This is a genomic window from Halomonas heilongjiangensis (assembly GCF_002879645.1).
Taxonomy (GTDB): domain Bacteria; phylum Pseudomonadota; class Gammaproteobacteria; order Pseudomonadales; family Halomonadaceae; genus Halomonas; species Halomonas heilongjiangensis.
Genome location: NZ_PNRE01000100.1, coordinates 30,956 through 43,791 on the forward strand (window position 1 = coordinate 30,956; position 12,836 = coordinate 43,791).

Here is a 12,836-nt window from a genome sequence, read left to right on the forward strand (position 1 = left end):
TGTGCAGTCTAATCACTGTTAGGCGTCATGACGCAATAGAGGAGACCTTCCAACGATGCGGGACGTGGCAATCAAGGAAGAGGCCAGCATCAGTAGAATCAACAACCACTCCTTTATATTGCAAAAATTTCCAACAGCAACATAGGTATTGTCAGCGATGGCAAAATTTGCCGAATTTTTGTCTTGGGGCTTTAATGCTTTGGCAGATATTAACGAAGTGTCGAAGTCAAATGAAAAGAAGCCCGCGAGGCCCAAAGATCCAGAGTGGATTATTGACATACGAAGAGAGCTAGAAAGATTTTTCGAGGAGCATGAAAACGAAACAATCGGAGATCGCAGAGATGAAATAAGATCTTTGATAAACTACTGTAATGACAAGGCTTATCAGAATGGCGGGAAAGACATGTTTGAAGGTATCAAGAGGAATAATCCCGATATCAGCTGGGAGTGAGATTGATTCTCCAGAACTGGCGTGAAACCTGTTTCAGTCCAGAATTTTCGTCAATGAAAGGTTTGTTTGGTGCTGATCTAAATAAATAAGGTAGTCCCCCGGCTTTGCCGGGGGACTACCCGAGGTTTGACCGTGTGCTGCGGTTAAAGGGAACCTCCAGTCTCCGCCAAGAGATAGGACGTTCCCAATGAGAGAGTACCAGAGTCTTGCCCATACAACATGGAATTGCAGGTATCATGTTGTTTTTATCCCGAAAAAGCGAAAGAAAGTGATTTTCGGTGGGATACGCAAGCACCTTGGTGAGGTTTTCCATGAGCTGGCTAGGCAGAAGGAGTGCCAGATCGTAGAGTGGGCCACCTGATGCGAGACCATGTTCACATGTGCATCAGCATTCCGCCAAAGCATTCTGTGTCGCATGTGGTTGGTTACATCAAGGGGAAGAGCGCCATTTCGATAGCCAGGAACTTCATGGGAAGAACTCGTAACTTCACAGGTGAGAGCTTTTGGGCAAGAGGATATTTTGTCTCAACAGTCGGGCTTGATGAGGCGATGGTCAGAGCCTACATCCGTAATCAGGAAAGAACTTACGAGCATTATGACCAACTTAAGTTCGGCATGTGAGGCTGCCGCCTTCAGGCGGCTCAGGTTTATGCCCCTTTGAGGGGCTAACAAAATAAAGCCCCCGGCTTTGCCGGGGGATATTTACTAGTCGCCGAAGCTGCACTATCCATCGAGCATGCCTGCCACTGCGAAGGTGCGGGGCAGGATCTTTTGGTCGTCCAGAAGAAAATCGAGGGCACTTCCGGTCTCGCTCCCTTTAAGCACTCAGATGGCGCAGGCGTACGAAATTCCGAATCATTGTTAAAGATAAACGGAGAGCCTAACCACGCAGTGAAGCCGACAGCAAAAACGCTGCGCGTTTTCGCTGCGGCTTACCGCTAGCCGTTCAATTTAGGAGTATCGATGAAAGATCTATTTCCCGGGCATTTTAGAGAGTCCCAAGAAAATCTTAGAGAAGCATGGGATTCATGTGTTTTTGTATTCGATGCCAACATACTGCTAAATTTATATCGCTACTCAGATTCCACAAGAAGCGAATTTTTACGCTTGTTAGAAAAAATAAAAGATAGAGTCTGGTTGCCGCATCGTGCAGCTGAGGAGTTCTTGAATAACCGGTTGTCAGTAATAGGTCAGCAAGAACAATCATATGATTCTACGATAAAATCAATTAACAGCCTGAAAAGTGATTTAGAGAACGCTAGGCAACACCCATTTGTTAGTGCACAAACAATGCGAAGAGTTGATAGTGTGTTTAAAAGCTTGTGCGAGGAACTGTTGCGAAACAAAGAAGTTCATACAATGCGGATATCGAATGATGAGATAAAAGATTCAATTTCAGGAATATTTGAAAATAGAGTGGGCCATCCCTTCGAGAAAGAAAAGCTAGAAAAGTTAATAATTGAAGGAGAGGAGCGCTACAGGCAAAAAATTCCTCCAGGCTTTAAGGATGGATCAAAGTCTAAAGATACAGAGGTCTTTGCTGAGAAGTGCCGGGAATTTGGTGATTTGATAGTGTGGAAGCAAGTTCTTGAGCACTCCATTAATGTAGATAAAGGTATAGTTCTTGTAACAGATGATAAGAAGGAAGATTGGTGGGAGAAATTCAAAGGGAAAACAATTGGCCCTCGTCCTGAGTTGGTTAAGGAGTTCAAGGATAACGCTAATAATAGCTTTCATATGTATCAAGCAGATAGATTCCTTGAGCTGGCAAGGGAAAATCTTGGCGAGCAGGTTAGCCCAGAGATTCTAGAAGAAATCCGTGAAGTAAGGCGTCGAGATAAGATGGCAATTAGGAAAAAGCAAGAATATGAGCTGCTTAATCGCCAAAAATCTAAGATTAGTCACATGATGCAAGAACTCGAACACACTCGCCATCAGATGATGAAGCATGAAAGCGAGATGGCTTTGCTGCAGGAGAAACGCCATATTTTGGATTCCGAAAGGATGGAGTTGAGGAAGTATAGAGAAAGCTACCCAGATGGTGACCGTGAAATCGACATGGAGCCATTTATGCACCATTATGCAGATATAAATGAGAGCTATCACTTAGTAAGAAGCAAGCTTGAAGAATCAAAAGCCCGATATCAGGAGCTGCAGAATCGCACGATGCAGCTTGAGCATGATCTGGCCCGACATATGAAATACATTGAACAAGAAAATTCAGCAGACTCGTAAACTCGCTCCTGATTTGGGCGTTATAGCGCTCAAGGTGCATAGAAGTTATCAGCTTTATTTTGAAGAGTGACGATGCTTGTAAATTTAATTGAGAAAATAAAGTTCAACAGAAAGCATGGAAAAAATCCAACTGTTGAGCAGTTTATCGAGGAATGGTCAAAGTCACCTGAAACGCATTTTTACGGGTATTTTGATCAAAAGTTAAAATGGTCAACATGTTATGGGTTGGCTCCTCTTGAAGGCCTCCCAGATACTCATGGTTATAGCACGCTCCCGGACATTCGCTGCCAATATAATGAGTATAAATACTCTCTTAAAATTGGGAATATAGAGGGAGTTTCAATGCACTCAGGTGGAGTTGTGCGCATCAAGCATTTCGCGCTAAATACATCGCTAACGAGAGCCAAAATTGGTGAAAAGTTTTTCTATGCTATCCTGCAATTCTTTAAATCAAAGAATGCAGTGGCTATAGAGTTCCATGAGAATCACAGTTCAAAAATTGATCATTACAGACATTTTTTTGAGAAAGTCGGCGTTAAGGAAATTGCAGATAGGGTATGGCGAGTAGAGTTATACAATGACAATGAGATCCCCGATCATGTATTGGCTTTCCATGAAGAACTTAAGAGCCGGTAGCGCTATAACAATGCCAATCACGGCGACAGCTTTTTCGTTGCGGCTTCGCCTTCACTACAAAGCTGCGCGTGTTGGCGGCGTTATATCAACTCTCGCTGAAGGACGGCTTCTGGCCGTTAGCTGGCGTACATAATGTGGTCGTTTTCTTTACGCATGCTGACCGCCCCTCCAGGAGGCCCTGGAAGGGCGGTTTCTCGTAAAGAAATTGCGTAAACATTTCTACGTACAGGAATGGTATGTTTTTTTGCCCATCCTGGGACGGGGCTGCCCCTGCGGGAGGGGGGCCGTGCGGCTCCTGGGCCGGGGGTGGCCCAGGGTGTCGTTCAGGGCATTATGTGAGGGTGCTAATGTTAAGCCAGCTTGCCCCTGCGTAGCATTGGCACTGCGCTTCTGGCCAAGAGGCGCTTCCCTGAACTGTGTATGCACCCTGCTTGCCCCTGGTGTTGCCTTGTCCCTGGCACCAGGGACGTTTTTCGTAGGGCTCCGGGAGTCGCAGAGCAGGCCGTAGCCTTCGTTATCCGCGTGAAGCACACTGGCACGCATGGGGCACTGCAAAGGGAACTGACGATGCGCTTGAGGATACTGTCGGACCTGCATCTGGAGCACTTCGACGAACCGCGAGCATTGCCACAGGCCGATGCCGATGCCGTCATTCTGGCCGGCGACATTCACGCAGGCGTCCAGGGCCTCGGCTGGGCGGTAGAGCAGTTTGCCGGCACGCCTATTCTCTACGTCCCCGGCAATCATGAGTTCTACGGCACTGCCATGCCGGCGCTGCGTCGGCAACTGGAGGATGAGGCCGCACGGCTCGGCATCCATCTGCTGGACAATCGCACGCTGACCCTGAACGGCGTGCGCTTTCATGGCACCACGCTGTGGACCGACTTTGCCCTCTATGCCGGTCAGCCCGACCATGATCCGTCACTCACCGAGGCCAGGGCACTGGACCTGATGCCGGACTTCCGAATCATCGAGCAGCCGGACGGGGAGGTGTTCACCCCAGCGGGGAGTCGACGCCTGCATGCCGAGGCGCTGGCCTGGCTGGAAGGGGAGCTGTCACGGCCGTTCAATGGTCCGAGAGTGGTGATTAGCCACCATGCGCCCCTATCCGCCTGTATCCCATCACGCTACCGCGGCGATTCGCTCTCCCCGGCTTTTGCCTCCCATCTCCCGCAGCTGATGGGCCGCATGGATCTATGGATTCATGGACATGTGCACGAGCCGGTGGATCTCGATGCAGGCGGAACACGTGTCATCGCCAACCCCGGTGGCTATCCCGACGAGTTCGATCCGCCCCTGTTCACGCCTGACCTGATTGTCGAGGTCAACCACTCTTGATATGAGATGTCTCCGCCGATGAGCTCCTTGCCTCTAGCCTAGCCTCGACGCTCAGAACATAATGTAAAGAAAACCAAGGTTTCTTTTCAGTGGAGTGGAGGTGGCGAGGTAGGGCAAGCAGCCATGCCCAGATCCAGGGGGGGCGCCGACGACAAAGTCTGCTCCTGGCCGACAGGAGAGCTTTAGTCCCTGCTGATAGATGCTTTTCTGCAGATACCACCCCAAAATCGGACATTATATAAAATGCAGCCAGCTGTTCATCTATGCTATTTAGAAAGCTATGCTTAGTTTCAATGGTTTTCATAACGTTATCCTTTAAATGACGTGATGCGCAATCAGAATGATCGTGCAGGCGCGTTAATTTAATCATAAAATGGGTGGTCTCTTTATTGTTATCTTGCAAAGGAGAAAGTGATGGCTAATGAAACAAAATTTACATGCAGCGCATGTGATAAAGCAGAGTGGCATGATCCATCAAAAGGACATATCCCATTTGGCTGGTGCAATCGAGATATTGAAGGAACTATTTACTTGCTATGTAACTCATGCGGTATAGAGGGGCGAAATGCACCGGATATTTCCCCTATATTATGTGAGATATTTGCATCAAAAGGTGTTTTCTTTGAGGGGTGCAAAAAGTGGGAGCATAGAACCTAATCTAACAAATACTTTGATTTTTTATTCGTCGCAGGGAACTTGCTACTGCTCGGCGCCTCAGCTAATTGCGTTACATCGGTTTTTTCGTTAAGTCCGCTTCTGGCCCAGGCTGTGTGAAAACTCCTCGGCTCTCCTGAAGATGGTGCTTGTACGCGAAATCTAGAGAGAATTTGCCTTGCAACTACCTCAGAATGCGCGAGAGAGCACCATTTTTGATCAATTTTTGACCGGCCCGAGACGCTCCAAGCGTTTTCACACAGCCTCGGCCGATAGGTGCCGTACCGTATACATTTAACCGTTGAGGCTTTATGGGGGCTGTGATGAGAAATATTTTTTTTGCTACTTTACTTTTTATGTTATTTTTTGGGGTTGCTTATGCTCAGATTCAAGCAACAACAAAAAAATATATGACTTATGAGTATCCAGAAGTTAAAGATACGCCAGAATTCGAGGCTTATTTAAGTGGTTATATCGATGCGCTATATCAAGTAAAAAGAACTAATGAGCAATTAGGTGTTGAGGTGTTGTACTGCCCGCCTGACTACTCTGGGATTAGCATAAGCATTATAAAAGGATTATTGGAGAGGGAGCTTTATTCTCAGAGAGTCACGGAGGATCCGAGAATGCAGCTCGTTGATATTGGAAGCATGTTGAGTTATTCTATTTACAATAATTATCCTTGCGATAAGTGATGATTGTAAATTGATATGATTACCACCTCTTCTTGCAGTCCTCCCTTAAAATGCTGCCGGCACGTTTATCTATGCCATACGGAAAGATATATTTGTTTTTCATCAAGTTCAAAGGGTTACGAACGAAGTTGTGCACGTGTTTTGAATATAATGGGCCGGCTCGATAACCCAGTGACGGAGCATTAAACCTATGAGCGATGACGCGAGAAGAATGTTTCAGGAGGCATCGGACCGGATCAATGATGCCGAAATTCTTACTCGATCTGCCGAGACGAGATCGGATTCCAGTGCCTTGCTCATGATCTTGGGATTTGAAGAACTTCTGAAATGCGCGATCTTGCTGAGTAGTCAAACGCCGAAGCAAACCCACGACTACGAGAAATTATGGTCACAACTCCCCTGCGACGCATCCTCAGAGATACTTAGGATCGCCGAGGACAGGTCTCCTGGGTTCACTGACTTCTCGAACGTTTCCAACCTGCTGAAGTGGTATCGATATATTTTCACGAAAGCGCGATACTTCTACGAACTCTACAACGGCTGGACCCTAGATGAGCAGAAGGAACTTGGAAATCTGTGGAAGGAACTCGGGGCTCCAGCAGAGGAAGCTGAGGTTCAGTATTATCCCGAAGAGCTGTTAGGTCTCATCGAGGGGCTGAAAGTGCACATCCAAGCAAGACTTTCTAACAAAACCATCTAGAGACGTGCGAGGATGCACGCGTCTGATGCTTGGCTTTACATGAAGGATTTCTCAACGTCCTCTCCTGGCTGGCTGCCACCGACGTTGTTTTATGGATTCCTCCTCTCTCCGTTGCCGTGGTACATTCGGCTTGTGTCAAGCTGTGCAATCGTCTTCTAATAATGACACCTCCAGAGTCCCCCCTGGGGGGCAGAGCAAACAAACTTCCTGCTCCAATACAGGAGAGGACCGGCATCAAAGTCGGCTTTTGACCGTAAGCGGCTATGTGTCGGATTTCGGATGATCAAGTTAGCTATGGGAGCTATCTTCTGCTGACAGCACAGGCGCCAGGTAAACCCTCTTCATTTAGCCGGCCGGGAGGCCCGCGTGGTAGGTCGTGAGGTAACACACAAGAATAGCGCTATAATTTTGCATGACGTGTCAGCGTAACCTTGACTTTTAAGTATTTTTAGCCATTAGCCCTAGAATATAAGAGGTCATGAAACTATGTGTTCCATAGGTAAGCTAGGGGCCGCTCTGGCCTTTGTAGGACTGCCCTTGATGGCATCAGCGGACTTCACGGAGGAGGAGGCACAGCGGATGGTAGCGGGGATCAATGATGAATGCCATGACTATGCTCGGGTGCGGGTTGATGCTGAATGGGTTGCGATAGAGAGAGGTGGCCGTGCCGGGGACTTCTCAAGCGGCTTCAAGGAATCGCTTTTCCAGATGGAGAAAGGCCAATGTGTTCTGACCCAGCAAATATTGGTTCTTGAAATGCTCCGGGAGGAATCCACTGAGGAGGAGTGGGTCTCTCTTGGGGGGCGAGAGTCCCTGCAAGCTTTACGAGAAAAGCTGATCAGCTCTTTCCCTTACTGACCCTATGTGGGCACCCGACGTAGCTCATGTCTCCCCAACTGCTCCTGGGGGGGCGTGGCCGGTGCCACTTACTGGCTCTACAAGCATCGTGAGTGAATCAGAATAAGCTCGTTACGGCCCACTGGAGGGCATATCCCAGACCGTAGCTGATGAGCATACCGATGAACGCTTGAAGTGGACCCACACTGACAACAGCAACAGAAAATGACAACCACTTTCTTGCTACGTAATATCAGCATGTGATGAAGGGCCGCTCTTGGCCGAGTGACGCATTTTAGTCAGTGCTGATGTGATGGCTGAGGCAGATGACGACCCTAAACGGACATGCCGGCAAAGGCTGCAAGTACGCTCGTCGGTGCTAAACAAATGCTTAACAGTTCGATGTACAAGCTTAACGACTGGTATCACTAGGTATGGAAGCAATATAAACATGAATAATACGGAAAGCACCCTGACCAAATGGTTTTCAGAGCGTCCCCAGTGGCTCCAGGTTGCGGCAACGCGGCTTCTCCAGCAGTCTGAGCTTGCTGCTCAAGACATCTCTGAACTCGCAACCCTATGTCGACAGGAAGCGGACGGGAAGTTGGCTAAGCCGAGTTGTTCCTTTCCCGCTTCTGCTTTCTCCCAGGGCGTTGCAGGTACCTTGCGCTTGTGTTCAATCAGTGATGTTGAAGGAGTAAACGCCCTTGCTCCCAAAAAACCACTTGAGTTTGGTAATGGCAATATCACGATTGTTTATGGCAACAACGGGTCAGGTAAATCTGGCTACGTCAGGCTCCTCAAGCATATATGCGGTGCCCGCGAGACTGGTACCCTTCACCCCAATGTCTATAAGCCTGGCTCTCCCGTACAGAAGGCCTGCATAACCTTTGAACAGGACGGCATACAGAAGAGCCATACGTGGTCAGGCCAAGGAATCTGCGATGAACTCAATAGCGTTGATGTTTTCGACACCTCGTTTGGCAAGGTCTTTGTAGGCAGCGAAGACGAGGTAAGCTATGAGCCGCCGGTGTTATCATTTTTCAGCTCGTTAATAATTGCATGTGAAAAGGTTGCATCGGCCCTGGACTCCGAGGCCACTCAGCTGAAGTCAAAAAAGCCGAATATCCCGGCTGACAAGAAAGTAACTCCAGAAGGCATCTGGTTCGAATCCCTGAGTGCTAAGGTAACCACCCAGGATATCGAAAAATATTGCACATTTAGCACTAGTGACGATGCCGAGATGCAAACACTTCAGCAGCGTCTTGCCGAACAGGCACCGGCGGAAAAAGCGAGGCAGCTCAGGAAGCAGAAACAACACATGGAAATCCTATTACAAGATGCCCAGAAGTATCTTGAGCAACTATCAGAGGAAAACTTCAAACGGATCATTGCTGCCAAGAAAAAGTCCATCCTCAAGAAGACAGCGGCAGACGCTTCAGCTGAGAAGGTGTTTTCCGGCAGCGAGCTTGAAGGCATTGGGTCTGACGTCTGGAAAGAGCTTTGGGAGGCTGCCCGGAACTACTCCGTATCTATTGCCTATCAAGGGGTCGATTATCCGAACGTTTCCGGCGGTTCCCGTTGTGTCCTATGCCATCAGACCTTGACCGATGAGTCCAAGAATCGACTGATTTCCTTCGAAAGTTTCGTGAAGGGTGAAATGCAGAAAGCCGCAACGGATGCCGCCAAGGATTATGAGACGGCCAGCCAGTCTATCGAGTTGTTACCGACATCGGAAACGCTGAAAACGAGGATTGATGCGGCAGGCATTGCACAAGATGAATTTGCCAACCAGGTGACGGAATTCTTCACTCAATTGCAGGCCAGGAAAGATCAGCTCTCAGTGGTCGATTCCGAGGAAGCCACTCCTGATCCTCTGCAAACACCACAATGGATCGAACAAGTTCAGTGTCAATCGAATAACCTTGGTGAGTTGGCGGCAAAATATGATGAAGACGCCAAAGGCGACAATCGGGAAGATATCAAGAAAAAGCTGAATAGCTTACAGGCTAGAAAGTGGCTGTCTGAGCATCGCGCCGCCATTAATGAAGAACTGAAACGGTTGAAGATACTGAACCAAATCCAGAAAGCCAAGAAATCGACCAACACCAGAGCATTGTCTCAGAAAAAGGGTGAATTGGCAGAAGCTTTGATAACCGACGCGTTCGTGCAGAGGTTTAACTCTGAGCTCAGGGCTCTTGGCGCCTCTCAAGTGAAGGTTGAGCTCGTTAAATCAAAAGTCTCCAAGGGGCGAGTGCTTCATAAACTCCAGCTTCAAGGTGCCTCTCAGAACGGACTCTCTGAAGTCCTGAGCGAGGGAGAAAGCCGGATCGTTTCAATTGCAGCATTTCTGGCCGATGTCACAGGTAAGACCAACCAAGCACCTTTTGTCTTCGACGATCCAATATCATCGCTTGACCAAACCTATGAGGAAGCGGTAGTCCAAAGGTTGATCGAGCTCTCTGAGGACAAGCAGGTGATTGTTTTTACTCACCGCCTGTCCTTACTAGGAACTATCAAGCATTTTGCAGAAAAGAAATCCATCAAGATCGATGTTGTTAGTATTCGCTCCGCAGGCTGGGGTACTGGTGAGCCGGCTCCCATTCCGCTATCGCAAAGTGATATCAAATCCGCCCTGAATACTCTCATGAATCAGCGGTACCAAGACGCGAAGAAGGCTAGCGAGAACGGCGAATTTGAGCATGCCGAAATCTTGTTGAAGTCGATGTGTAGCGACTTCCGGACATTGGTGGAGCGATCTATTGAAAATGATCTGCTTTGCGGCGTGGTTCAACGATTCCAACGTCCAGTCCATACCTTGAAGATCAAGGATTTGGTAAAGTTGAAGGATACAGACTGCAATCTTCTTGATTCGCTTATGACGAAATACTCAGGATTTGAACATTCTCAACCAGCAGAGTCTCCCTTGGAGCTGCCGGAGCCAGGCGACCTTATGGCTGACATGACTTCTCTAAAAAGCTGGCGTGAAGAGTACGTGAAGCGTTTGGCATAAAACATCGAACAAGCCGCTGCACCGGAAGCCTCCGGCTCCGGTGAGCTTGGCGTTATGGCGGCGTTACTCATAGCAAACATATTTGAGGCTATTTTCATGAAAAAAGCTTCGCTGATTGGTTTTGCTACACTGGTTGGGTTGCCGGGTCTCGCTTTGTCTTATCCGCTAGACGACACTGGGTTCCTAAAGTCAGCATACTGTTTCCATATGGCGCAAGCTCCCCGTTTGGAGATGGATTTATCTGCAGAAGAAAAAGAAGAAGGGCTCAGATTTTTTTTCTCAGAGCTGCATAGTCGAAACTTAGAGTTTCCTTCGGATACTGAGCACGATGAGATTCAGAAAAAATACATCCAATGGGTTGTTCCACGATTCCGTAACGAGCCAACCAGTGAGGTGCTGAAGTGGTATAAAGAAAGCTGCCTAAACATTGCGGAATAGGTGTGCCGCTGCCTAACAATATCAGAAATGTTGCATGTAAGCTTCTGGTCGAGCGAGGAACTTTAGTCAACGCTAATGGGATGGCTGAGACAGTTGACGACCCAAAGCGGAAGTCCCGAGAAATGCTGCCGACATGATAATCCAATAATAGGGCATACAGTCTAAGCACTATACGAAAGTGGAGCGAGCCGATGTTTATGAATGTAAGGTACGACGGTAGCTTTGTTGCTCATGACAACGAAGGAAACCAGTATGTCATCAATATCTATACTGATATTATTGATGCTGGCACTTTCGAGGATCCAAATGCAACCAGAGAGGGCCTCAAGAGATTGATTTCCGAGAACGGTAGTAATGTTAACCACCTTGAGAGGGAGAAATATCAGATTGTGCAAACCGGGGTAGTGGTGCGCTCCGATGATCCAGATGCGCCGTAATCTTTCTAACTAGGCGCTTCAGCCGGCCGAGAATCCTCTGCGCGGCTTGCCAGCGGCTGAACTTGGGCGTTAGGACTTGTCTGCATCCGGGAGATTCTGATGAAGGACTTAGATGAACACAAGAAAATTGCTGTTCTGATCGATGCAGATAATGCTCAGTGCTCAAAGATGAAGTCGATCCTCGATGAGGTGTCGGCACATGGGCATGTCGTCATCAAGCGAGCCTATGGAGATTGGTCTAGCGACTACTTAAAGAACTGGAAGACCACCCTAAACGAACTGGCGATACAGCCCGTCCAGCAGTTTTCATACACTACAGGAAAGAACTCGACTGATGCCTCAATGATCATAGATGCAATGGACCTTCTCTATTCAACAAAGTACGATGCGTTCGCTTTGGTTTCCAGTGATAGCGATTTCACAAAGCTTGCTTCACGGTTACGTGAGTCCGAAATCTTCGTCTTCGGTGTTGGAGAAAAGAAAACCCCAGTGTCTTTTCGAAACGCTTGCGATGACTTCGTGTACACTGAAAACTTGGGAAGCGAACCTGTCGCGGAGGTAAAAGTGTCCATAAGTGCGGATAAGCCCGCAGCAGTCGATCCAAAGGAGCTTGTTCCTGTGCTTACTAAGGCATGGGAGCAATATCAAGATGAAGATGGTTGGGCCAATGTTGCGCCGGCAGGAAGCTTCGTCAAGCGGGCTGCGCCTGATTTTGATCCGCGCACATACGGTGCAACCAAACTTCCTGAGATCATCAAAATATTAAGTAAAAACTTTGAGATGACGAAATTCAAAGGAAAAGGTACGGTAAATATTGTTGCCTATCGACCCAAGGAGTCCTAACAATTTCGTCAATGGGATTGGTTTTCCGCTGCCACTCTAAACTAACCCGTTACCTTGGCGTTAACGAAAAAGGAAAGATTACTGGTGCTTCGACAACTCGCCATTATCCATCTCGCTCTAGCCCTCGTTGGAGCCTCTCCGGGGTTGACTGCCGCCGACTGGAGCTTCGAAGAAGCCTTTCGTCTCTATCAGGAAGTGCTTTCCGGAAAGACGCAGCTTGACCAACTCTCACCAGAAGAGAGGCGTCTTGTCCTCATGGTCCACGAAGCGATGTCGGCCTCCGAAGAAATCGAAGGACATGATTTCTCACTCCGGGACGTTGAGCGGCGCTGCGAAGTGTACAAGTACGACGAGTTTTATGGTGAAGTTGAGTGTTCCGGCTCGGCGCTACGGCCCCTAGAGAGGGCGTGCGAAGCCTACTTCTATGACGGCCAGAACGGAGAACTGGAGTGCAGAGGCAGCGACTTTCGAGTAGTGGAGCGCAAGTGCACCATAAGCATGTATAGCGAAGACTACGGGGAGATAGACTGTTGATGATCGCCGCTTGCTGTCTGGCTGT

Annotated in this window: 13 protein-coding genes and 1 pseudogene; all 14 read left to right on the forward strand. The window is 48.3% G+C overall.

Annotated elements, in window-relative coordinates:
* Positions 1 to 157: 157 nt before the first annotated feature.
* Positions 158 to 451, forward strand: coding sequence for a hypothetical protein (locus C1H66_RS22675; RefSeq protein WP_146010752.1), 294 nt, complete (start codon positions 158 to 160; stop codon positions 449 to 451).
* Between the two features lie 187 nt (positions 452 to 638).
* Positions 639 to 1,072: pseudogene (gene tnpA, locus C1H66_RS20645) on the forward strand (IS200/IS605 family transposase).
* A 342-nt stretch (positions 1,073 to 1,414) separates the two neighbouring features.
* Positions 1,415 to 2,686 (forward strand): PIN domain-containing protein, encoded by a 1,272-nt coding sequence (locus C1H66_RS20650; protein ID WP_102629754.1) that lies wholly within the window; start codon positions 1,415 to 1,417, stop codon positions 2,684 to 2,686.
* A gap of 72 nt (positions 2,687 to 2,758) precedes the next feature.
* Positions 2,759 to 3,322, forward strand: coding sequence for a hypothetical protein (locus C1H66_RS22680; protein WP_146010753.1), 564 nt, complete (start codon positions 2,759 to 2,761; stop codon positions 3,320 to 3,322).
* Positions 3,323 to 3,844: 522 nt separating this feature from the next.
* Positions 3,845 to 4,660 (forward strand): metallophosphoesterase, encoded by an 816-nt coding sequence (locus C1H66_RS20660; RefSeq protein WP_338066472.1) that lies wholly within the window; start codon positions 3,845 to 3,847, stop codon positions 4,658 to 4,660.
* Positions 4,661 to 5,074: 414 nt separating this feature from the next.
* Positions 5,075 to 5,317 (forward strand): hypothetical protein, encoded by a 243-nt coding sequence (locus tag C1H66_RS22685; protein WP_146010754.1) that lies wholly within the window; start codon positions 5,075 to 5,077, stop codon positions 5,315 to 5,317.
* Positions 5,318 to 5,637: 320 nt separating this feature from the next.
* On the forward strand, positions 5,638 to 6,009 hold the full coding sequence (locus C1H66_RS22690) for a hypothetical protein (protein WP_146010755.1): 372 nt from the start codon (positions 5,638 to 5,640) through the stop codon (positions 6,007 to 6,009).
* 190 nt (positions 6,010 to 6,199) lie between these two features.
* The gene (locus C1H66_RS20665; RefSeq protein ID WP_102629757.1) at positions 6,200 to 6,709 is read left to right on the forward strand and encodes a hypothetical protein; all 510 of its coding nucleotides are present in this window, start codon (positions 6,200 to 6,202) and stop codon (positions 6,707 to 6,709) included.
* Positions 6,710 to 7,249: 540 nt separating this feature from the next.
* Positions 7,250 to 7,567 (forward strand): hypothetical protein, encoded by a 318-nt coding sequence (locus C1H66_RS20670; protein WP_102629758.1) that lies wholly within the window; start codon positions 7,250 to 7,252, stop codon positions 7,565 to 7,567.
* Between the two features lie 430 nt (positions 7,568 to 7,997).
* Positions 7,998 to 10,559, forward strand: coding sequence for an AAA family ATPase (locus C1H66_RS20675; RefSeq protein WP_102629759.1), 2,562 nt, complete (start codon positions 7,998 to 8,000; stop codon positions 10,557 to 10,559).
* Positions 10,560 to 10,613: 54 nt separating this feature from the next.
* Positions 10,614 to 10,997, forward strand: a complete 384-nt coding sequence (locus C1H66_RS22695) for a hypothetical protein (RefSeq protein ID WP_146010756.1) — start codon at positions 10,614 to 10,616, stop codon at positions 10,995 to 10,997.
* 191 nt (positions 10,998 to 11,188) lie between these two features.
* A complete protein-coding gene (locus tag C1H66_RS22700; protein ID WP_110286171.1) occupies positions 11,189 to 11,434 on the forward strand; it encodes a hypothetical protein in 246 nt (81 codons plus the stop codon).
* 99 nt (positions 11,435 to 11,533) lie between these two features.
* Positions 11,534 to 12,277 carry an NYN domain-containing protein gene (locus C1H66_RS20680; RefSeq protein WP_102629760.1) on the forward strand — a complete coding sequence of 248 codons (744 nt, stop codon included), beginning with the start codon at positions 11,534 to 11,536 and terminating at the stop codon, positions 12,275 to 12,277.
* 84 nt (positions 12,278 to 12,361) lie between these two features.
* Complete coding sequence (locus C1H66_RS20685) at positions 12,362 to 12,811, forward strand: hypothetical protein (RefSeq protein ID WP_102629761.1); 450 nt, start codon at positions 12,362 to 12,364, stop codon at positions 12,809 to 12,811.
* Positions 12,812 to 12,836: the final 25 nt, after the last annotated feature.

Excerpts from the sequence above, each read along its gene's own strand:
- C1H66_RS20680 (WP_102629760.1), top strand. The coding sequence starts at position 11,534 with ATGAAGGACTTAGATGAACACAAGAAAATTGCTGTTCTGATCGATGCA.
- C1H66_RS22695 (WP_146010756.1), top strand. The coding sequence starts at position 10,614 with ATGGCGGCGTTACTCATAGCAAACATATTTGAGGCTATTTTCATGAAA.
- C1H66_RS22680 (WP_146010753.1), top strand. The coding sequence starts at position 2,759 with ATGCTTGTAAATTTAATTGAGAAAATAAAGTTCAACAGAAAGCATGGA.
- C1H66_RS20665 (WP_102629757.1), top strand. The coding sequence starts at position 6,200 with ATGAGCGATGACGCGAGAAGAATGTTTCAGGAGGCATCGGACCGGATC.
- C1H66_RS20670 (WP_102629758.1), top strand. The coding sequence starts at position 7,250 with ATGGCATCAGCGGACTTCACGGAGGAGGAGGCACAGCGGATGGTAGCG.
- C1H66_RS22700 (WP_110286171.1), top strand. The coding sequence starts at position 11,189 with ATGTTTATGAATGTAAGGTACGACGGTAGCTTTGTTGCTCATGACAAC.
- C1H66_RS22690 (WP_146010755.1), top strand. The coding sequence starts at position 5,638 with ATGAGAAATATTTTTTTTGCTACTTTACTTTTTATGTTATTTTTTGGG.
- C1H66_RS20650 (WP_102629754.1), top strand. The coding sequence starts at position 1,415 with ATGAAAGATCTATTTCCCGGGCATTTTAGAGAGTCCCAAGAAAATCTT.
- C1H66_RS22675 (WP_146010752.1), top strand. The coding sequence starts at position 158 with ATGGCAAAATTTGCCGAATTTTTGTCTTGGGGCTTTAATGCTTTGGCA.
- C1H66_RS20675 (WP_102629759.1), top strand. The coding sequence starts at position 7,998 with ATGAATAATACGGAAAGCACCCTGACCAAATGGTTTTCAGAGCGTCCC.
- C1H66_RS22685 (WP_146010754.1), top strand. The coding sequence starts at position 5,075 with ATGGCTAATGAAACAAAATTTACATGCAGCGCATGTGATAAAGCAGAG.